The following is a 20,372-nucleotide window of genomic DNA, read 5'->3' as shown; positions in this document are numbered from 1 at the left end:
TTTATATAAAATTTTGGCTACTTATGGGAGAATAAAAAGAAAAAGGAGAAAAATGTATGACTTTAACTTCTCGGCAAAAAAAGTTACTTCGTTGCGCCCTATTTATTTTTACTTTGTTGCTCTACATATTTCCAATCTTCTTTAAAAATCCCAGCCTATTTTTTCTCTTGCAACTGGTTTGGATCGTAACCATTCATTTGCTACAACAAAAAATGAAACTCTTCAATCTAACTTCCCCGTTGAAAACTTGGATAATTTTGGCGTTTTTCTTTTTCTATATCATTTTGATGCCTTTTTTACTTTTTTTAAGTTTTTCTATTTAACGATTATCTACCAAAAAAGAGCGAGTGTTCCGTTCATAGATGGAACACTCGCTCTTTTGATTATTTGGCGTTTTCGCGAATGACGAAACCACGTTTTTTATCGTTATGACGTTTGCCGCCACGTTGATCTTTATTTTTGCGGTCGCTATTTTTGTAATTACGGTCGCCATCTTTATGGTTTTTGTTGCCACGATAGCTGCCACCTTTACCATTGCCACCACGGTTGCGATTACGGTTGTTCCCACCGCCACCACCACGGCCATTTTTGTTAAAGCCTTTTTTATTTGAAGGCAATGGTCGTTCTGGGGTAATTTTTACAGGAACCGCATCTGCTGGATCTTTCGCTACTGTTTTTAATAATAACGCAGCTAAGTCTGTCGCTGAATATTTTTCTAATAACGCTTCAGCAGATTCTAGATATTTGTCTAAACCATTTTCTTCTAGATCACTTTCGATGGTTTCAACAGCTGCACTTAATTGTCCTTTAAATGCTTCTTTTTCGGTTGGTGGACGTAATGGTGTCATCCGTTTTTTCGTTAGGTTTTCGATGACATGTAAGTAACCCATTTCGTTTGGTGTTACAAACGTCACAGACATACCACCTTTACCAGCACGACCTGTCCGACCAATACGGTGAACATAACTTTCTGGATCTTGTGGAATATCGTAGTTATAGACATGGGTGACACCTGAAATATCTAACCCACGTGCTGCTACATCTGTTGCCACTAAGATATCTAAGTTACCATTTTTGAATGAACGTAAAACGCTCATCCGTTTTTGTTGTGATAGGTCGCCATGGATGCCTTCTGCTTTGTAACCACGCGCTTCTAACCCGCGGGCAAGTTCATCAACACGGCGTTTTGTCCGACCAAAGACAATGGTCAATTCTGGGGTTTGCACGTCTAGTAAACGTGTCATAATGTCAAATTTTTCAAAGTCTTTTGAACGTACATAATATTGATCAATTAAATCAGCCGTCATTTCTTTGGCTTTAATCTTCACATGTTCTGGTTGTTTCATGAATTTCACGCCAATATTCTTGATTGCTGGCGGCATAGTTGCTGAAAATAGAAGTGTTTGACGTTGTTCTGGCACTTGTGAGATGATTTTTTCAATGTCTTCCAAGAAGCCCATGTTTAACATTTCATCTGCTTCGTCTAAAACTAATGTTTCAACAGTTTCTAATTTCAAGGTACGACGATTAATATGGTCTAGTAAACGTCCTGGTGTACCTACAACGATATGTGGACGATCTTTTAGTCCACGGATTTGGCGACCGATATCAGCCCCACCGTAAACGGCTTGGACGCGAATCTTTTTATCGCGGCCTAAACGGAATAACTCTTCTTGTGTTTGGATAGCCAACTCACGGGTTGGTGCAATGACTAATCCTTGAATAACGCGGTTGTCTGCGTCAATTTTGTTAAGCATTGGTAAGCCAAAAGCAGCGGTTTTCCCTGTTCCTGTTTGTGCTTGTCCGATTACGTCTTTTCCTGCTAACGCTAACGGAATTGTTTCTGATTGAATAGGGGTTGCTTCCTCGAAGCCTGCGCGTTCTACCGCTGATAATAATTCTGGCGCTAAACCAAGTTCTTTAAATTTCAAATGATATCCTCCTAGATTTTGTTTCGGAAAGAACGATTTCTTCCTAGTTTCAGGTGTCTTCACTTTCAGTTGTTAAAAAGAAATCCATTATAGTGTGCCAACTATTTCTTCTTTCCTGATTTCACCGAAAAATTCACCTTATGGCATTAGAAAAGCCAAACGTGGTCGTTCAGCTTCACATTTATTATTAAACATAGAAATAGATCTATTTTATTTACTACGATTCAATTTTTCTCGTCATCTTCCGGCAATAGGTCATTCTATCATAGAATCCTATTTTCAGCAAGTTTTATGAAACTTATTTACTTTTCCAAAAGTGCATCGATGACTTCACGAAGTCCCATCCCGTTACTTCCCTTTAAAACCACCATATCTTCTGGCTGTAAAACTTTTTTGACAGCTTCAATCAACTCATTTTTTTCTTCTTTTTTAAAAGAATGAATGTTAGCTGGTGCATAGGTTTCTTGCAATTTATCAGCTAAATAAGCCATTTCAGAACCATATAAAAAGACTTCTTCAATCGCATCTGGGGCTAAATGCTGCGCCATTGCTTGATGCATGGCAGCAGAATCAGGACCTAATTCTAGCATGTCTCCTAAAACAGCAATTCGTTTTCCTACTTTGGACATTTTGCTAAAACTGTCCAGAACAAGACCCATAGCTGTCGGATTGGCATTGTACACGTCACTTAAAATTTCAGCACCATTCGCTGCTTTCAGCCATTCTGTCCGATTCTTTGTTAGTTTCGCTGTAGCCAACCCTTTTTGAATCTCACTATCCGTTAATTGGAAATAACGACCAATGCCAATTGCGATTAATGCATTGGTGACATTATAGGTTCCTGGCACTGGAATCGTAAACGTCATTTGTGTATCACTGATTTTGAATGAGGTTTGCTCTTTGGCTTCATTTGTGACGATTCCTTGAAGTTGACTTTCCTGGCTAAAACCAAAAGTAATCACTTGTTGCGTGACTTTTTCCACCAATGGTTCTAGCAAAGGTTCATCGCTTGGCACAAATAAACTACCGTCTTTGGCTAAACCATCTACGATTTCCATTTTTGCTTGTGCAATGCCTGCTCGTGAGCCTAAATTTTCCACATGGGCTTCGCCAATCATTGTGATGGCGGCAACTTCTGGCTGAGCCAGATTGGAAAGGAAAGAAATTTCCTGAGCATGATCCATGCCCATTTCTAAAATCAGTTTTTCTGTTTCATCAGGCATGTGTAAAATAGTATAGGGTAAGCCAATTTGATTATTGTAATTGCCTTGCGTTTTGTAAGTCACAAACTTTTCAGATAACACAGCAGCAATTAAATCTTTAGTGGTGGTTTTTCCATTACTACCAGTCACAGCGATGACATTCGGTTGCATTTTATTTAAATAATAGGTAGCTAATTTTTGCATAGCAACCAGTGGATCAGTAACATGCAAAACAGGCAATTGTTGCGGTGCATCGACTAAATCCTGTCCCCAAAAAGCGGCCTGACAGCCATTAGCCATGGCACTCTCAATAAAATGATGACCATCATTTTCACCTTGTAAAGGAACAAAGAGGTTTCCTTTCACAATTTTACGACTATCAAATTCAATGCCTGTTAAAGGAAAATCAGGCCATTGTTGCCAATCATTACTGGCTTCAACCGCTTGCGCTACTTCCCAGAAGGTTAATTTCATTATGTTTTGCTCCTCTGACACAGGGACTGGGACATGCCAAAGTCTTGTCATGTCCCAGTCTTGTGTGATTTTTTCTTCTTAGTTATTATAAAATTCTTGGCGTTGTTTAAAACGATTCAAAGCTAACTGAATCAGTTCCTCAATTAAATCACTGTATTTCAAGCCCATATTTTCCCACAGTAAAGGATACATACTAAAGTCAGTAAAACCAGGCATGGTGTTCAATTCATTCAGGAATAATTCGTTTTTGCTTGTTAAGAAGAAATCACAGCGACTTAAGCCACTTCCATCTAACATAATATACGCTTTTTTAGCGTATTCTTGCGCTTGATGAGCTACTTCTTCTGGAACATGCGCTGGGATTTGCATTTCAATCGTGTTATTGATGTATTTTGCATCATAATCATAGAAAGCGACATCTTTCACCACTTCACCAGGTAAAGTCGTACGGACATCTTCATTTCCTAAAATGGCTACTTCAATTTCACGTGCTTCAATCCCTTGTTCAACAATTGCTCGGGCATCATAACGGAAAGCTTCTTCCAATGCTTCTTGCAATTCTTCACGATTTTCCGCTTTGCTAATTCCGACACTAGAACCCATATTGGCAGGTTTAACAAAGACCGGATAGATTAAAGAACCTTCACATTTCTCAAAGACTTCTTTTGGATTTCCTTTCCAGTCACTTCTTAAAACTGGCACGAATGGTACTTGTGGAATGCCAACAGTTTGTAAAAGATATTTCGTCATGATTTTGTCCATTGCGTTAGCACTAGCTAAGACACCTGCGCCCACATAAGGCATATTAATGGTTTCCATGAATCCTTGAATTGTTCCATCTTCACCATTTGGCCCATGTAAAACAGGGAAAACAATCGCTTCTTCTTCATAAATTTCCGAAGGACTGATTCGTTTTCCTGAAAATTCGCCTGTTTCTTCAGGTGTTTGTGCCCAAGTTAAATGTAAAACTTCTTTATTTTGTGGTCGTTCAGATAAAAGAGGGCCTTTTACCCATTGACCGTCTTTACTAATAAAGACTAACTGTACTTGATAATATTTATAATAGATTGCATTTAAAACGGAATATGCAGACAAAACAGACACATCGTGCTCTTCACTTCTGCCGCCATACAACAAAATAATCTTCAAATGCTTGTCCTCCTAGTTTCTTTCCTGTCTTTTAGAAAAAATTATTTTTCAAATTATCCTTACTTATTTTAGCATAAAACCCAGTTTCATAATAGAAGCAAATTTAGTGAAGGAAAAATTCTTTGCTTGCCTTTTCCTTGCTAAAGACTCCGTTCCACCAGCTCAATAAGGGCTTGTTTAAACGTTGTTCTATCTTTGTCTGTAAAAGGTTTAGGTCCTTTCGTTCGGCCACCTTTTCGCCGGATTTGGCCACTAAAATAGCGTTGTTCTAACAATCCATCAATATTTTCTTTCGTATATTGATAACCCAGTTGATGTAAAACCGACACTCCTTTTGGCAAAACCAAGGAAGCTAAGCCATAATCTTGTGTAATTAAAAGATCCCCTTTTTTTATTAACTGCACAATTTTAAAATCAGCAGCATCCGCTCCTTTATCAACATACACAAAAGAGACATTTTCTGGATAATCTTTTAAGGAATAATGATCTACACTAGTAACAATCACCACATCCAAAGCTTTCTCTACAGCGACTTCAATAACCGTCTCTTTCACAGGTGAACCATCGCCATCGACAAAAATTTTCATTCATTTCCCTCGCTTCTTCCTTGCTCTAACCATTTGGGATGACGTTGAAAGTAGTGTTGTAATTCGTCAAAAACGACTTCTTTAACCACTTCATATAACTCTGTATTTCTTAAAATGGTTTTCGTTGCATCCGTGTAGCGGGGCTTTGGTATCGTAATGGCTAAAACAAAATCAAATTCTGCTAAAAAACTATCTGCTGTCACAGATAATGAGTAATGTTGTTCCTCTAAAAATTGATTAAAGGCGGCCACTACGCCATCAAGAAAACCCTCATAGTGGGTTCCACCAAGACTGGGATAATGCCCATTAACAAATGTTTTTTGCACTTGCGGCGCATGATTTTTACTCAAAATAAATTGAACAAGGGCCAATTCTGTTTGCTTGGCTTGAATAATCGGTGCGGCTTTTCTAGTTAATGGGTTATCTTTTTCAAATAAATAATTACTTAAACCTTTAGGGTAATAACAAAGATTTTTTTGTTCCTCTTCTTGTGTTAAGAGAATCTTTAAGCCTGGATTCAACATGGCAATCTGTTGACATTGTTGTAAAACACGCATATAAGAAAGTGATTCTGTACCAAAAATTTGCGTATCTGGCCAAAACAAGACTTCAATTCGTTCCTGGGTTTCTTCAATAGGTAATAATAATCGTTTTTTCAATTGCCCTTGATGATAAATAAAAATAGTCCGCTGTTTTTCTTGATCGATACTGATTCCTACTTGTTTTGAGAAGGCTTGTAAAACAGATAAATACAGAAAAGGTGGTTCTAAATCGACTTGCTTTTGTTCAAAAACAAGCGGTCGTGTGGAAGATACCTGAAAAGAGATTTGTTGACGCGATAACTGTATAGCAATTTTCCCTTGATTCTTTTCAATGAAAAACTCTAATAAACCGTTAATTGTCTGAACAAGTAAATTTTCTAAGCCGACTAAGCCAGTCGTTCCAATGAACGCTTCTGGTCGTTTTTGAATCCGTTCAATAAATTCATCATTTTCTAAAACTGTTAAAAGATGTGCAACACTCATCCTGCTGCCTCCTTTGCAATCTGTTTCTTTTAATTATAATGAAAAAAAGACCAGAAGAAAAGCCACACACGACTTTTCTTCTGGTTTTCTTCTTTAACGAATTAAATCAAGATTCGGATGCTCAAGAACGTGATTCACTTGTTTGACCGTTGTCAAAGGAATATCTCCTTGAATCGTATGTGCAAGGACCCCATTGACTGTGGCAAAGATAACTGCCTTTTCTAACGACCAATTTTGGCTATAGCCATATAAAATCCCCGCCGCATAAGCATCACCAGCACCAATTCGATCAAGATTAAGAAGCGGTCTTTTTTCACTCCGTTGGTACTCATTTTGGGTATATAAATACCCACTTAAGTAGTTTTGATTTTGGGAATGACTTCTCGTTGTCCCAGCAAACCATTCCAAATTGTATTGAGACATGAAGCGCTGAATCAGTTCAGTTTCTTGTGCCTCACCTTCTAAATCTTCTCGCGGAATGAAACCTAATAGCTCGACCAAATCACGACGACTGCCAAAAACAATATCACAATAAGGTAAAATGCGTTCGTACTGTTGACGCATAAAGAGTGCGCTATTTGCTGTATTCAAACTAGGTCGATAATTAAAGTCAAAACAAACTTTCTTTTGACAGGCATGCGCCTTTTGCGCAAGTATCAAAGCAGCATCACGAGTTTTTTCAGTTAAACTTAACGAAATACCACAAATATGCACCATATCTACTTCCGCTAAAAAGGCCTCAAAATCGTAGTCCTTCGCCTCGCTGATGCCAAAAGCACTCTGATGGCGATTTTGATAAGTTACTTGTGTGGGGCGGATTCCATAACCCATTTCTGCAAAAAAACTACCAATATGATCGCCCTTTTCTCCTACCCATTGATCTGAAATTCCTAACTTCCTTAACGCTGCTTTGCCAGCTTCACCAAGACGATTGGCAGGTAATTTCGTAATCAATGCTGTTTCTAGTTGAAAATGAGCCAAATTTGCTAAGAGATTTACGCCAGTCCCTACAAAGTTCATTCTTAACTGCTCTGTTTGTTCTAACATTAGATACTCTGGCGGAGTGAAACGAAGCATGACTTCACCAAACGCAGCAATTTTCATCTTTGCCACCTACTTATTCAATGTGTTTTTCATCATGGTTAGTAACGTTTTCACGTCTTCTGTTCTAGTGTCCCCTGTTTCTTGATCGATAATTGAGCTGTAGACATGAGGAATGATTTTTTTAACGCCGGCATCCACCGCAATTTGAACAATTTCTTCAAAGTTTTCTAAATCAATGCCCCCTGTTGGCTCTAAATAAAAGTCATACTTGGCACAAGCTGCTGCTACTGCTTGGTATTCTTCTTTGTGAGCCAAGCCTTTCATCGGGAAATATTTAATGGAACTGCCTCCCATGTCTTTCAACAATTTGATGGCGGTTTCGATAGGCACTTCCGCCGCTGGCGCACCAGAGCTTAACGGACCTGTCGCTATGTTGACATAGCCAACTTTGCCTGTGGGTGAAACCAAGCCATTAATCACTGTTTCGTCTTGACCAAGTAAGGCCCGCGAAGCGCCGACACCTGTGAAGACTTGGTTCACGTGTTGCGGTTGTAGAACTTCTGATAAGCGAGCCACCATTTGACTTTGATTAGGATCGCCAGCCCCTAAGCCGACAGATAAAGCGTTGTTGGTTGCTGCTTGGTATTTTTTCATATCGTCAATGGCTGCTTCATCGGTTTCATAGTTTTTTGAAAGAACGCCTAACACAACATGCCCTTCTGCTGCTTCATAACAGGCTTGGGCATTTTCTACTGAATTGGCTAAGACGTTTAAACAAATGCGTTCTTCTAAATAATTAGGTTTTAATGACATGGCTTATTTCTCCTTTGTGTCCATAATTTCTTGTAATCGTTGCACGATTTTGTTCATTTCTTCTTGATTGACAGAACGAATGTCAAATTCAATGATGCCATTGTTGGCTTGATATTCACGCGTATAAATGGCTGGACTTTCTGCTTTTAACGCTTGGATGACTTCCTTGGCGGTTTTTCTGCCGTCCACTTTGACACTGGCGCGATAAATGTCTCGTCCAGCGCCGTCTTGGACGATTTTAGCGGTTAAATCTGACAAGTTGTTAATAGCTTCAACAAACGGTTTTAAGCGCTCTTGCATCGAAGCCCCTGATTCACTGCCATGTGCCAAGTATTCTTCCACTGCTTGCGTAAAGCCCAAGATATTGTCTTTGCCAATTTTCATTGCTCGACCAATGCCTTTACCTTGTAGGCGCACCCAGTCAATGTATTCTTTTTTCCCGACCACTAAACCGGCACTTGGCCCTTCAATGGCTTTGGCGCCGCTGTAAATCACCAAATCAGCGCCTGCTTCGGTGTATTTGAAAAGATCTTCTTCTGCTGCCGCGTCAACAATTAGCGGCACCTTGTGGCGTTGCGCCACTTTGGCCGCTTCGGCCACCGTCAGCATACTTTTTTGCACGGTATGGTGGCTTTTGATGTATAGAATGGCCGCTGTTTTTTCAGAAATCATCATTTCCACGTGTTCTGGACTGCACATGTTGGCGTAGCCAGCTTCCACCACTTGGCCGCCGCCTTGCGCTACCATAACTTCTACAGGCGTGCCGTAGTCCACGTTGTGCCCTTTCGGTAAAACAATCTCTCGCTGTTCAATTTTTTCTGTATAAGGATGATACGCGTGGTACAAGCTGCCTTTTCCAATCAAGGCAGCCACCGATTGGGCAATCCCCGCCGAAGCCGAGGAAACGATTTGTGCATCTTCTGCCTTCAACAAGTTGGCTAAAAAGGCCCCTGTTTGTACACTAAGTTCACTCATTTCAAAGAAATGTTCACCACCGAATCGTTGAGCTGCTAGGACTGCCTCCGAAACTTTGGAGACACCTAGAATGGTCATTTTGCCAGAAGCATTAATGACTTCTTTTAAGTGGAATTTTTCGTAACTAATTGTCATAGATTTGTCCTCCAATAATTGTTTTGATTGGGCGAATTTGCTCTTTGGCTACTCGTGTCAATCCATTAGAATCAGTCAATGTTTTTTCTTCTGCTTGAATCGTGAAAATCGTTAAATCAGCATCTTTACCTATTTCCAACGTGCCTTTTTGAGCTAAATGGAAATTCTCAGCAGGAGCCTTGGTTACCTTTTCAATAATTTCTGGCCAATCATAGCCGACTACACGGAGTTTTTCCATCGTTGTGGCTAAATCATAAACAGGACCATTTTCTCGGTTACGAATGTAGATATCTGTGCTAATTGATGCAGCTTTCATTCCCTCGCGCAACGCTGTTTCAGCTACGTGAAAATTGAAACTATCCGTACCATGCCCGATATCAAATACGACCCCTTTGTTGTACGCTTGCCAAGCGAAGTCTTTTATTTTATCCGTTGCTTGGTCTAAGATACCATTTTCTTTCCCATTAAAACAATGGGTTAGGACATCCCCTTTTTCCATCAAGGCTAAAATTTCATCTAAATGAGGCGGTGCTGATCCAATGTGAACCATTAAGGGAATTTCTTGGTTCTCTTGCTGAATCTGTTTGGCCAATTCTAAAGGCGTAATGCCGTTATCGCCAATAACGGTCCTACTCATACGGGCTTTAATCCCTACAACAAAATCTGGTAATTCTTGAATCGCTTTTTTGACTAAACTCGCTTGTACTTTACTTAAATCTGCGAGTTCGTCCTGAGCAACGATGCCCCATTTAGAAATATTGACTAATCCAAAAACATTTGTTTTTGCTTGTTGCGCTAAGTCATAAAATTCATGAATGTTTTCAGCACCTGTTGTCCCAGCATCAATCACTGTCGTAACACCCTTTTTGACCCCAATTTCATCTGGATAATCATAATAAAGAGCCATTTTTTCAAAACAATGAACGTGATCATCTATCCAGCCTGCGGATACATAAGTACCTGGTTCTAAGTGGATAGTTTCTTTTGCAGAACCTGAAATAGTTGCTGCAACAGCAGCTATTTTTTTCTCTTTAATTGCAATTTCAACAGGCATACCATCTACTGTCTGTCCATTTTTTATAAGTAAATCGTAGTCCATATTCTTCCCTACTTTTCTATAAATCTAAATTTTGTCCAAGGCTTAATGAATTCTAATAATACAAGTTCTTCTTCTATAATACGCCCTACTCGGTTTTTGCGTGAGTCTTGATGTGGTTCTAAAACGACTTGTAATTCATTTTTGTATTTTCCAAATGCATCATTTCCCACAACAACATCTCCAGGTTGTAGCATTGCTTGATTATCATGTGGGGGATTAGCTTCATTCTTATATTTTTTACGCACTTCTGTGGAGCGAATCATCTGCTGAGTGATATCTCCACGGCGAAAATGTTGATTTTTTGTTACGATTTCTTTTTCAATTTCAGAAGTCGCTTCTTCAAAAACAATGGTCAATTCTGTTTGATAACGATTCAACTGACCCAATGCTTCTAATTCTTCGTTGGAAGCATAAGCATTTCCGATAACAACATCATCAATTAAATTTGTTGCAAATAAATGTTTAGCTTGAACAGTGACTGGCAACTGTCTATGCATTTCTAAAGTAGGTAGCCCATCATTCACATCCCAAGGACCAATTTCACCTACCTGTGATGAAATAAAAGCAGCTGTCCGAATACCTTCCTTTTTAAAACGGATGCTACATTTTTCAAAGAAATCATACGGCAATGCAGTTCCCGCTTGTGGATAAAAGTTATGACAACCATATAAGAAAGGTCGATTCGCTTCATACGTCAAAATGTTATCAAGATAAGCGACATCATTACTCATATTCAACTCAATAGCCACGCCGAATGGATTAAACGTCAACATGGCTTCTTTATTTCCATCAAACCCTGTATCCAACCGAATCCCATCAGCTCCTAATTCGCTGAAAAAAGTCAAATCATCATATGAAATTTCCAATTCATCAAAGATACTTGGAACGACATCTAAAATTGTTTCAAATCCTAAATTTTTCGCATAACTAATTAATTCTTTAAATTTTTTCTGAACCGCTTCTTTGCCATCGGTCACTTCTAACATACTCATAAAAATTCGAGTAAACCCACATTCGCTGGCTTTTTTTAAATACGCTTTATCTTGATTGATATCACTATGATCTGGATAAACTGATACACCTAATGCTCTTTTCATCTTCGTTCTCACACTCCGCTATTTTCAAATTTATTTCGAAATTTCCAAGCAATCACCGAGCTACACAGGATTGTTGTAGAGCCAACGAGCAATACTGGTTGATTTAGAAATCCGCCAATTATCATGGAAAGAGTAATACAAACTGCCGTAAAAACCAACGTCTTTACCAAACCAAATTGATAAACAACAGTAGGCAACTGCCCTTTTTCTATAATAATTTGACTAACGATAAAAAAGAAAATGAACCAAATAATCATCTTATACGCTCCTGACTTTCTTCTCTGACTTAGAAGGGGCAGGATATTCATATCAGAACACCCGCCCTAACATTTTTTAATTTTTTGCTGCTTGTTCAGCTGCTAATTCTTCTGCTTCTTTATCCAATTGTTGTTTTTCATAAACTTTGAAAAATGGATAGTAGATAGCCATTGTAATTAAGAAGTTAACAATCACTAATACTGCGGCCGAGAAACTCCAATTGGTACTCATCCAAGCAGCAATTGGTGCTGGAATTGCAAACGCTAAACGTGCAGCCATCATCGGAATTATATTAGCGACTGTTAAGAAATAAGATAACGTTGTGGTAATTAACGGTGCCACGATAAACGGAATACCTAAAATAGGATTCATTACGATCGGCGTTCCGAAAATAACTGGTTCATTAATATTAAACAAGCCTGGTAAGAACGATAAACGGCCAAGACTTTTCAGATACGTTGATTTAGAAAACATCATTAAAACAACTAAAGAAAGCGTAGTTCCAGCGCCACCAATCCAGATAAACCATTGTAAAAACTGTTCTGTAAAAATATTAGGTAACTGATGAACGTTTGCACCATTGGTAAAAGCTTCAAGGTTTTCTGCAATCGACATATCCCAGAAAGGACGAATAACTGGGCCCATAATCGCTGGACCATGAATCCCTAAAACCCAGAAGAAACAGATTAAGAAGACTGTTAGTAAGCCGCCAAATAAACTGTTACCAGCAAGGATACCTTTAAGTGGCATTAATAACGTACTCAAGAAACCATTCAAATCAAAACCAATTACGTGGCGAATAACCCAGAATAATAAAAGAATAACTGCTCCTGGAATTAACGCAATAAATGAATTTGACACTTCAGGCGGTACGCCATCTGGCATCTTAATCATAATATCTTTTTCAATAAAGAAGCGATAAATTTCAACAGATAACAGCGCTGTTACAATCGCACCAAATAAAGAAGCTGAACCTAAATTTGCTAAATTAATATAGCGCCCTGCTGTAATGACGTTGTCAACATCTTCAAAGACACGTGTTGGTGGTGCCGCTGTTACTAAAAAGGCCATTAATGCTAAAATTCCACACGTCAAAGAGTCAAGCTTATAACTTTTGGCCAATGATGAAGCAATCCCAAATGTTGCATAAAGTGCAAGTAATCCCATCGTATAGCGGGAAGGAATATCTAAAATTGCTTGATAAGGTTCAATCAATTTTGTGTATGCCTCAATTGGAATATTTTGAAAAATTGTAAAGAATGAGCCCACAATTGTTAAAGGCATCGTTGCAATTAATCCTTTTCTAATCGCTGTCATATGGCGTTGCGAACCAAATTTATTCGCAATCGGCATTAACTTAACTTCCATCCACTGTACAAAACCATTCATTTGTTAATTCCTCCGTTCAACTAATAAAAATAATAATTATTTCGCATTTATAATAACATAGTAACATTATAATGTAAACGCTTATTCTTATTCATGACAGAGAAAGTGCAAAACAAAAGGCTTTTTCTTATTATAAAGAAACCGGGAATATTGCACCAAAAATCATTGCGCCTAAAATTGCGCCCCCAGCGATTGGCTTTTTCCAAATGTAAAAACCTAAAGCTCCTAATGTAGCACCAATCCCAATAGGAATCGAAGCACCCGCCGCACTCAAAATAATTAACGGGCCTAAGAAACGTCCTGAGGCATTACCAGCCCCCATCATCACATCCGCACCAAAAGTGGAATTTCCTTGATTGATAGTAAATTTCCGAATCAACACAATTACGCCACCAACTGCTAACCCTAGTAGCGCACCTGTTAAAAGTGCTAAGCCAAAGTTTTCTACAGGTGCTTTAATACCCATGCTGAGGAAAATTGCAGGTACGCCAATCCCGATCCCCGTTAAAATTGAGCCACCTAAATCTAAAATTCCGACTAAAGAACCTTCTAAAATTCGTGCAAACAGGAAACTTGCACCAAATGCTGCGGCAGCGCCATAAGAACCACCATCTAAACCAGCTTTTAGCATCGCAACAATTGAAACTTCATTAAAGGCGCCCACACCATAAACTACATACATATGTGTTCCTGCAAAAATTGCCGCTGACATAATCCCGACTAAAATCGGAAAGCCCCAATCAGCATACCAAAAACTTTTGCCTTTTAAACCTTCTTGAATTTCTTGTTCTTGTTGTGCCCATTCATTTTTTTCTTGCTGTTCCATCTATGAGACCTCCTTTTTTCTATTTAACGGTGAAGACATTGTGTAAATTATTTAACCATTGAGGAATAGACAAGCGGAAACTTTCGATCATTTCTAAGTCGAACCCTCGGAAGAAGCCACTTAAAATAAATAATAAGATAATGGCACCAAGCATGCCGCGTGTCATTCGGGTCCACCCTAAATCATCGACACCTTTACCGATTAAGATCCCTAATACAACTCCTGGGACAGCATTGCCCATGACTAATTGAGATAATCCGCCAAATAATGTTCCCCAGAAACCTGTCCGTTTTCCTGCATCTAAAGCCGCTAGCCAGAATAAAACAGGCATCACAGTATTGATTAAAATCGTTGCTGCAGGTACCAACACCGCAACTGCTGTTACTTGTAGCGATTCTGGAATTGCTGCAGCTGTACTATTTAAGAAAGCCACAGTCGCCATTCCTACAAAGGCCCCGACAATCCCCATTTTTTTGGGATTATGCATCGTTTTAGTGACATCTTTATCCTTTACCAATAAAATTGCTGCAGCCCAGTTAGGCACAATCCGGTGGGTCACATCTTGTGTAAAGGCACCTGCTCCGACGGCCGAAGCCCAAGCATTAAAGAAAAAACCTAAACCAAAAGAAAAGTGTGATGCTGGATCTCCTTGTGCCGCGTTCATTTCTCCTAATGTTCTAAATGCCCCTAACCCTTGCGTTTGTGGTGCATGAAACATCCGAGCAGCGCCTGCGCCAGCTGCAAAACCTAGTAAACCACCAATAAGCAATGACTTCAGCAAAATGATTACAAATTCCATTCCTTCTTCCTCCCTTTATACGCCTCTTTTTGAAAGAAACGGAACTACTACTGCGTTCGGTTCTTTAATTGTTTCCGTTAAAAAATCAACTTCTTCGACTGCAATGGCTTGGATTTCCACTTCTACAGCTAGTTCGACATGATAAATCACTCTCTTTCTAGGAAAGAAGAAGAACAGAAATTTTTCTGTATAAACTTGTTCTTTTGCCTGACGAATAGTTACTTCTTTCGGTTCAATCCGGATGAGGACCTCTGTTGTATCTTTTAATACTTTTTTTGAAACATCATTCAATGCACTTGCAAAAGCTTCATTCTTCTTATTACCTTTTCCAGAAACAATCACGGTTTGTGTTGACCGTTTTGTGGCATCCATAATTACCGCTCCTTTCTAAGTTACTACTTTCTATGCTCCGTGTTTCTTAATAAATGCTTCAGTTACTCGTTTACCAAGTTCTTCCTGATCCATAAAACCAAATCCAAGAACAGTTTTCCCATCGTTAATTGCTGTTACCCCTTCTTCGATTGATCGCATGCCATGTCTTTCGGGATACCCGTATTTAGTAGCAGCCGTTAACGCCCCTGCACCACCACTGCCACAGAAAGAAATGCCTAAATCTGCCTTTTCTTGTTGCATCACATCTCCTAAACGCATATCAGCGCCCATTCCTGGAACAACAACCGCGCGACCACCGGCTTGCTCCACTCCTTTTGCAACATTTTGTCCTTTTCCTAAACGATCTGCGATAACTACTGTAATCATAACTTTTCCTCCTATTAATTGTTTTGTTTAGCAACTTCAAAATGAACAGCTAAAACATACCATTCATCTTCTGATAACTGACCAATTGCTTCTGTTGTTTCTTGTGCAATTTTCAACGTTTCTGGTGTTAGTTCCGTAAATAACGTCCGATCAACACCAGATAATGTCGTTCCTTCTCTTGAACGATTCAGCATCTCATTGAGATGGTTGATCAAAATCGTCCACTGTAATTCCGTTGGTTCAATTTGTGCTTCTGCTAATCGCGCACTGGTTTGTTTGATAATCGATTGTAGCTTTTCTGGTTCAGCACTTTGTCGAATGATCTCCTGTGCTTCCATTGCTAGTTCCATCCTCTTCCTCCTTTGGTTGTTCTAAATAATTAAGTAATGCTGAAATTTCAGCATGATTGACAGGTAACTCATTTTTAGCAAATAAACATTCAATTTGCCGAATTTCTTCTTGCCTTTCATGAGATACTTCTCTATTACAAGGAATCTCTTCGCATTGCTTATTAAACGTAATCCGATGTGTCATTAATAAAACGTGAAGTAAAAAGGCTTCTTGATATTCGCTCAGTAACTTTGTTTGAAACATTCGTTTTAACTCTTCATAAATAATATACGCTTTTACTAACAAATCTTGGCTTTGTATCCGTTCATTTTTTTCAATTACATCAGATTTCATGGAGCGAGCGGTACCTTTTCCTTGACGTTTCCCTAATAAAATTTTATCGACCTCTTCCCGAATCAAACTTAAGTCTGTGTCCGTCAACAATGGACTAACTTTAATAAATGGGTATGTCATTTCTTCAATTGGGAAAATACTCAATACCAAATCGGGCTTTTCTGCTTGAATCACTTCAGTTGCATTTAAAACAGAAGCAAATCCTGCGAGTTCAACGTTTGGTACTTCCTCTAAAATTTTTTGTTCAATTAAACTGGTCACACCTAAGCCCGTCGAGCAAACATACACAATCCTAACAACTTTAGCTTCCTGCTGTTGTCGTTCCTGAGCTGCCAAAAAATGCAACGCAATATATGCGCAGAAAGAATCGTTGACTAGCAAAACAGAACGTTGAATTAATTGTTTACAGGCACTTTGAATAGCTAAAAATAACGCTGGGTGTTTTCCTTTGATTTCTTCAGAAAACGGATTGTATTCATTAATAAATAAATGTTTCTTTGTAAAACGTAAGGACAGGTGTGCAAACAAGTTCGTAAATAATTGGCGATCATTTACAAAAGGATAATTCAGCTCTTTTGAAACGCTTTCAATCACTTGCTTTGTTAATTGAACCATATCTTGCCGTTGATGGGTTCCGAATAAATCACTATAAATATAAAAATATTCATCCGCTAATAAAGGCAAGTCATACCGTTCAAACACCTCTTGTAAAAGTAAAAGTGGTACTTCGTTCCGTTGTTCAAAGCGTGTTTTTTGCGATAACACTCGGTAAGTCCCAATTGTATGTGCCATCTGCATACGTGCTGCGGCAATTGCCACTCTCAACGTAATAGATAATATTTCGGCATAATCAAATTGATTTTGATCGAGTGGATTAATTAAATTTCGCATTTTTTTCAATGCACTACGATAACAACCTTGAAACAATGTCCCTGACCCAAATTTAATTTTAGGGATTTTTTCAGCCCCTTTTGTCTTTGTCACATAGTTCATAATTTGGTAAATATCGTATTCTGTAAGCTCTTTTTGAGTGATAAATTCCATCAGTAATCGTACATTGCTTTCTTCACCACTAATTGTAAACCCTTGCCGTGCTTGGCGAATTAAGGTTAAATCATATGCTTGCAGCAACCGTTCGACCTGTTCCAAATCACTGACAATTGTGTTTCGACTCACTAATAATTCATCTGCTAGCTGCTGTGCCGTTAAGTACCCTTTGACTGACAATAACTGAAAAATCAATACATTGACTCGTCTTTTTTGATCAGGATAGGTTTCAAATCGATCGACATCGATAATTTCATTTTTTAACAGTAAGCGTTTAGAGTCAGGTAAATCTAGCCAGATTCCCTTATTTCGTTTTGAATAAAGTGTCTCATCGTGCTGTTCAAACCAAGCACGAATATCTTCTAAATCATACTTAATTGTTCGAACGCTGACAGTAAAGTTCTCAGCTAATTCTTGCGTGGTAATACTCCCTTCCAAATCCAAAAGCATCAATAAAATATTTATCGCTCTTTTGGACAACAACACGGTCATGCCTTGTCACCTCTTTTCTTTTCCCTTTACACTTAAAACTATAGCGTTATTTTATCTGTTCAACAACACAAAAAAGTTGCACTTATAAAAGTGCAACACTTCTCTTTTCATACAAAAAATCCCTTAACAGTTACTACTGTTAAGGGATACCACACTATTTATTTGCATAAATAGACAGAAACCTTCTCCACAAAAGTATTCTGTCCGACACGTTACAAATCCGGTAACTGATAGCCGTACTATCTGGTGTCGTTGTGTTTGACAATCACTAGCCGTCAAAACGGAATAGCCGAAGCTATCTGATTGAGTCAACTCGTCGCATAAAACACACTTTAACACAGAATAGTTTGGATAGCAAGTGGTGGTAATTATTCGTTATCAAACCATTCTTGATAAAAACCTTCAACAATTTTAACGGTTGCTATCGTTAATTCTTTCGTCATTACGGGACTAGTTAACTTTTTGTCTTGTAAACATTGATTCACATGATTGATTTCATACGTAAATTCACTAGTAAATTGTTCAGACCATTTAACAGTGTTGCCTTGAGCATCTGTATAATAAGCACAATCTGTTTTCCAGAAATTAGGAATAACGATTTGCCCTTTCGTCCCACAAATGGTCATTTCACTAGGTATCTTTAAACCAACATTAATAAAAATATTGCCCAGCGTCCCTTCAGCAAATTTCAAAGCTAAATTACATTGACTATCCGTCGCTCCTTGCTGATACGTTGCGGTTCCCGTAACCGCTTGAATCTCTTTCCCTAATACGTATTGTAAGTATTGTAATGGATAACTTCCTGAGCCATGAAGCGCTCCACCACCCGCTTCTCTCGAGTAAAACCAGGGAATATGATCCACATTGGGATAGGCAGTAACTGACTGAACCCATAAAATTTCTCCCAATCCCCCTTCTTGAATCGTCGCCTTTACTTTTTGAGTAATTGGTAAAAAGACAGACTTCTGAGCTTCCATTAGAAAAACCCCTTGCTCCTGTGCGATTGCAAAAAGTTCTTCTGCTTCAGCAGCATTTAATGTAAATGGTTTTTCCAGTAGGACGGGTTTTCCTTGTGATAACGCAAGCTTAGCTGCTGAGTAATGTCCTTGATTGTAGGTGGGAATATAAATAATATCAATTGTTTCATCCTTACATAACTCTTCATAACTGCCATAAGCCACCGGAATCGCTAATTCTTTAGCCATTTTTTGAGCATTCTCTAAACGCCTTGATGCAATCCCGCGCACTTCAGCTTGCGCGCTTTCTCGAATCCCTGCTACAAATCTTGGGACAATTTGGGCAGTACTCATAATTCCATAACGAATTTTATCCATGTGATCGCCTCCTCTTTCACTATACGAGAAAAACGAATATTTGGAAACCATTTCAACAAAAAAAGAAACCGTTTCCCCAAAACGATTTCTTTATATGTAAATTAACGGATACCAACGCTAACTTTTAAAGCTTGATTGACCTGTTCCATCTCTTCACGAGAAAGTTGACAAACCTTGTGTAGCATTCGTTCTTTATCCAATGTTCGAATTTGTTCTAACAAAATAAGTGATGGCGTCCTGCACTCGTTATGGGGAATTTCGATGAGGACTTGCGTTGGTTGCAGCCGCTTGCTTACGTTACGGGTAATCGGTGCAACAATCAACGTTGGACTAAATAAGTTACCTTTGTTATTTTGAATAATCAGGACAGGTCGAATCCCACCTTGTTCGGAACCAACAACTGGTGAGAGATTCGCATAAAAAACCTCACCTCTTTTTATCATTCAGATTCCCTTCCCTCCTTTTCCTTTAAAAAATTATAGCATATTGTTTCTTGCAATATTTTCAACTTTTTAGCTATCCCTTAAAATATTTGATAAAACCACCCTTTAAAAGTCAAAAAAAAGCTTAAACAGTCGACTCTGATATAGAGACGACTATTTAAGCTGACTATTACATTTTTGTTAAAATACTATCCACTTTTGTATTAATTAAATCAATAGCGACGTGGTTTTCGCCACCTTCTGGCACAATAATATCTGCATAACGTTTCGTAGGTTCAATAAATTGGTGATACATGGGCTTCACGACTGTCAAATATTGTTCAATCACAGAATCCAAAGTACGGCCACGTTCTTCCATATCACGCTTGATTCGACGAATAATACGGATGTCATCATCTGTATCCACATACACTTTAATATCCATTAAATCCCTTAAGCGGCGATCTTCTAAAATTAAAATCCCTTCAAGAATAATTACTTCTTTCGGTTCTTGTATCACCGTTTCTGTACTTCTTGTATGCGCAACGTAGTCATAAACTGGCTTTTCAATGGCTTGATAGTTTAACAGTTGTTCAACATGTTGAATCAATAAATCTGTATCAAACGCAAAAGGATGATCATAATTGGTATTTAAACGTTCTTCAAAACTCAAATGGCTCTGATCTTTATAATAAGAATCCTGTTCTAACATCATAATTGAATGATCGGGAAAATTATTAAAAATCGCACGGCTAACACTGGTTTTTCCGCTTCCTGATCCGCCAGTAACACCAATGATAATTGGCTGACTATCTTTCATGTATAAACCTC

The 20,372-nt window shown here is 38.6% G+C and carries 22 protein-coding genes; 1 reads left to right on the top strand and 21 read right to left on the bottom strand.

The features are described from left to right. Positions 1–56 precede the first annotated feature (56 nt). Positions 57–323, top strand: a complete 267-nt coding sequence (locus IGJ03_RS02895) for a hypothetical protein (RefSeq protein ID WP_002358791.1) — start codon at positions 57–59, stop codon at positions 321–323. A gap of 60 nt (positions 324–383) precedes the next feature. On the opposite strand, the gene cshA is transcribed toward IGJ03_RS02895, so the two are convergent. The 21 genes from cshA to udk all read right to left on the bottom strand — a co-directional run bounded on the left by cshA (position 384) and on the right by udk (position 20,361). Next, complete coding sequence (gene cshA / locus IGJ03_RS02890) at positions 384–1,931, bottom strand: degradosome RNA helicase CshA (RefSeq protein ID WP_002355724.1); 1,548 nt, start codon at positions 1,929–1,931, stop codon at positions 384–386. Positions 1,932–2,233: 302 nt separating this feature from the next. Further along, entirely contained in the window at positions 2,234–3,607 is a 1,374-nt protein-coding gene (locus tag IGJ03_RS02885; RefSeq protein ID WP_048736965.1) for a UDP-N-acetylmuramoyl-tripeptide--D-alanyl-D-alanine ligase, read from the bottom strand. A 78-nt stretch (positions 3,608–3,685) separates the two neighbouring features. Then, positions 3,686–4,756, bottom strand: coding sequence for a D-alanine--D-alanine ligase (locus IGJ03_RS02880; RefSeq protein ID WP_002355721.1), 1,071 nt, complete (start codon positions 4,754–4,756; stop codon positions 3,686–3,688). Between the two features lie 140 nt (positions 4,757–4,896). Then, positions 4,897–5,343, bottom strand: coding sequence for a YaiI/YqxD family protein (locus IGJ03_RS02875; protein WP_010775653.1), 447 nt, complete (start codon positions 5,341–5,343; stop codon positions 4,897–4,899). Continuing rightward, positions 5,340–6,368 carry a hypothetical protein gene (locus IGJ03_RS02870; protein ID WP_002355719.1) on the bottom strand — a complete coding sequence of 343 codons (1,029 nt, stop codon included), beginning with the start codon at positions 6,366–6,368 and terminating at the stop codon, positions 5,340–5,342. The genes IGJ03_RS02875 and IGJ03_RS02870 overlap by 4 nt, the downstream gene beginning before the upstream one ends. 93 nt (positions 6,369–6,461) lie before the next feature. Continuing rightward, a complete protein-coding gene (locus IGJ03_RS02865) occupies positions 6,462–7,472 on the bottom strand; it encodes a sugar kinase (protein WP_048736967.1) in 1,011 nt (336 codons plus the stop codon). A gap of 9 nt (positions 7,473–7,481) precedes the next feature. Continuing rightward, positions 7,482–8,225, bottom strand: a complete 744-nt coding sequence (dagF, locus tag IGJ03_RS02860) for a 2-dehydro-3-deoxy-phosphogluconate aldolase (protein WP_104859283.1) — start codon at positions 8,223–8,225, stop codon at positions 7,482–7,484. Positions 8,226–8,228: 3 nt separating this feature from the next. Next, on the bottom strand, positions 8,229–9,335 hold the full coding sequence (locus IGJ03_RS02855; protein ID WP_010711407.1) for a DgaE family pyridoxal phosphate-dependent ammonia lyase: 1,107 nt from the start codon (positions 9,333–9,335) through the stop codon (positions 8,229–8,231). Continuing rightward, positions 9,325–10,434 carry an amidohydrolase/deacetylase family metallohydrolase gene (locus IGJ03_RS02850; protein ID WP_002373486.1) on the bottom strand — a complete coding sequence of 370 codons (1,110 nt, stop codon included), beginning with the start codon at positions 10,432–10,434 and terminating at the stop codon, positions 9,325–9,327. The genes IGJ03_RS02855 and IGJ03_RS02850 overlap by 11 nt, the downstream gene beginning before the upstream one ends. Before the next feature lie 8 nt (positions 10,435–10,442). Next, on the bottom strand, positions 10,443–11,531 hold the full coding sequence (locus IGJ03_RS02845) for a DUF871 domain-containing protein (RefSeq protein ID WP_002355714.1): 1,089 nt from the start codon (positions 11,529–11,531) through the stop codon (positions 10,443–10,445). 8 nt (positions 11,532–11,539) lie between these two features. Further along, on the bottom strand, positions 11,540–11,839 hold the full coding sequence (locus tag IGJ03_RS02840; protein WP_002363233.1) for a hypothetical protein: 300 nt from the start codon (positions 11,837–11,839) through the stop codon (positions 11,540–11,542). A gap of 25 nt (positions 11,840–11,864) precedes the next feature. Next, positions 11,865–13,178 (bottom strand): PTS sugar transporter subunit IIC, encoded by a 1,314-nt coding sequence (locus tag IGJ03_RS02835; RefSeq protein ID WP_002358780.1) that lies wholly within the window; start codon positions 13,176–13,178, stop codon positions 11,865–11,867. Positions 13,179–13,308: 130 nt separating this feature from the next. Beyond that, positions 13,309–14,004: a DUF4310 family protein gene (locus tag IGJ03_RS02830; protein ID WP_002361314.1), complete on the bottom strand. Its 696-nt coding sequence runs from the start codon at positions 14,002–14,004 to the stop codon at positions 13,309–13,311. 19 nt (positions 14,005–14,023) lie between these two features. Next, positions 14,024–14,803 (bottom strand): DUF4311 domain-containing protein, encoded by a 780-nt coding sequence (locus tag IGJ03_RS02825; protein WP_002355709.1) that lies wholly within the window; start codon positions 14,801–14,803, stop codon positions 14,024–14,026. Between the two features lie 15 nt (positions 14,804–14,818). Next, positions 14,819–15,175, bottom strand: a complete 357-nt coding sequence (locus IGJ03_RS02820; RefSeq protein WP_375804764.1) for a DUF4312 family protein — start codon at positions 15,173–15,175, stop codon at positions 14,819–14,821. Positions 15,176–15,205: 30 nt separating this feature from the next. After that, the gene (locus tag IGJ03_RS02815) at positions 15,206–15,562 is read right to left on the bottom strand and encodes a glycine-rich SFCGS family protein (RefSeq protein WP_002355707.1); all 357 of its coding nucleotides are present in this window, start codon (positions 15,560–15,562) and stop codon (positions 15,206–15,208) included. Positions 15,563–15,576: 14 nt separating this feature from the next. Then, on the bottom strand, positions 15,577–15,900 hold the full coding sequence (locus tag IGJ03_RS02810; RefSeq protein ID WP_002393661.1) for a PRD domain-containing protein: 324 nt from the start codon (positions 15,898–15,900) through the stop codon (positions 15,577–15,579). After that, positions 15,866–17,785: a BglG family transcription antiterminator gene (locus IGJ03_RS02805; protein WP_375804763.1), complete on the bottom strand. Its 1,920-nt coding sequence runs from the start codon at positions 17,783–17,785 to the stop codon at positions 15,866–15,868. The genes IGJ03_RS02810 and IGJ03_RS02805 overlap by 35 nt, the downstream gene beginning before the upstream one ends. A 368-nt stretch (positions 17,786–18,153) precedes the next feature. Next, complete coding sequence (locus IGJ03_RS02800) at positions 18,154–19,119, bottom strand: Gfo/Idh/MocA family protein (RefSeq protein ID WP_429861484.1); 966 nt, start codon at positions 19,117–19,119, stop codon at positions 18,154–18,156. A gap of 101 nt (positions 19,120–19,220) precedes the next feature. After that, positions 19,221–19,562 carry a type II toxin-antitoxin system PemK/MazF family toxin gene (locus IGJ03_RS02795; protein WP_002355703.1) on the bottom strand — a complete coding sequence of 114 codons (342 nt, stop codon included), beginning with the start codon at positions 19,560–19,562 and terminating at the stop codon, positions 19,221–19,223. A gap of 169 nt (positions 19,563–19,731) precedes the next feature. After that, positions 19,732–20,361: a uridine kinase gene (gene udk, locus IGJ03_RS02790; protein WP_002355702.1), complete on the bottom strand. Its 630-nt coding sequence runs from the start codon at positions 20,359–20,361 to the stop codon at positions 19,732–19,734. Between the last annotated feature and the right edge of the window lie 11 nt (positions 20,362–20,372).

It is taken from the genome of Enterococcus sp. DIV1315a (assembly GCF_051712325.1).
Lineage (GTDB): Bacteria > Bacillota > Bacilli > Lactobacillales > Enterococcaceae > Enterococcus > Enterococcus faecalis.
Note: the sequence above shows the minus strand (reverse complement) of the source record. Positions and strands in the feature narration are given on the sequence as shown.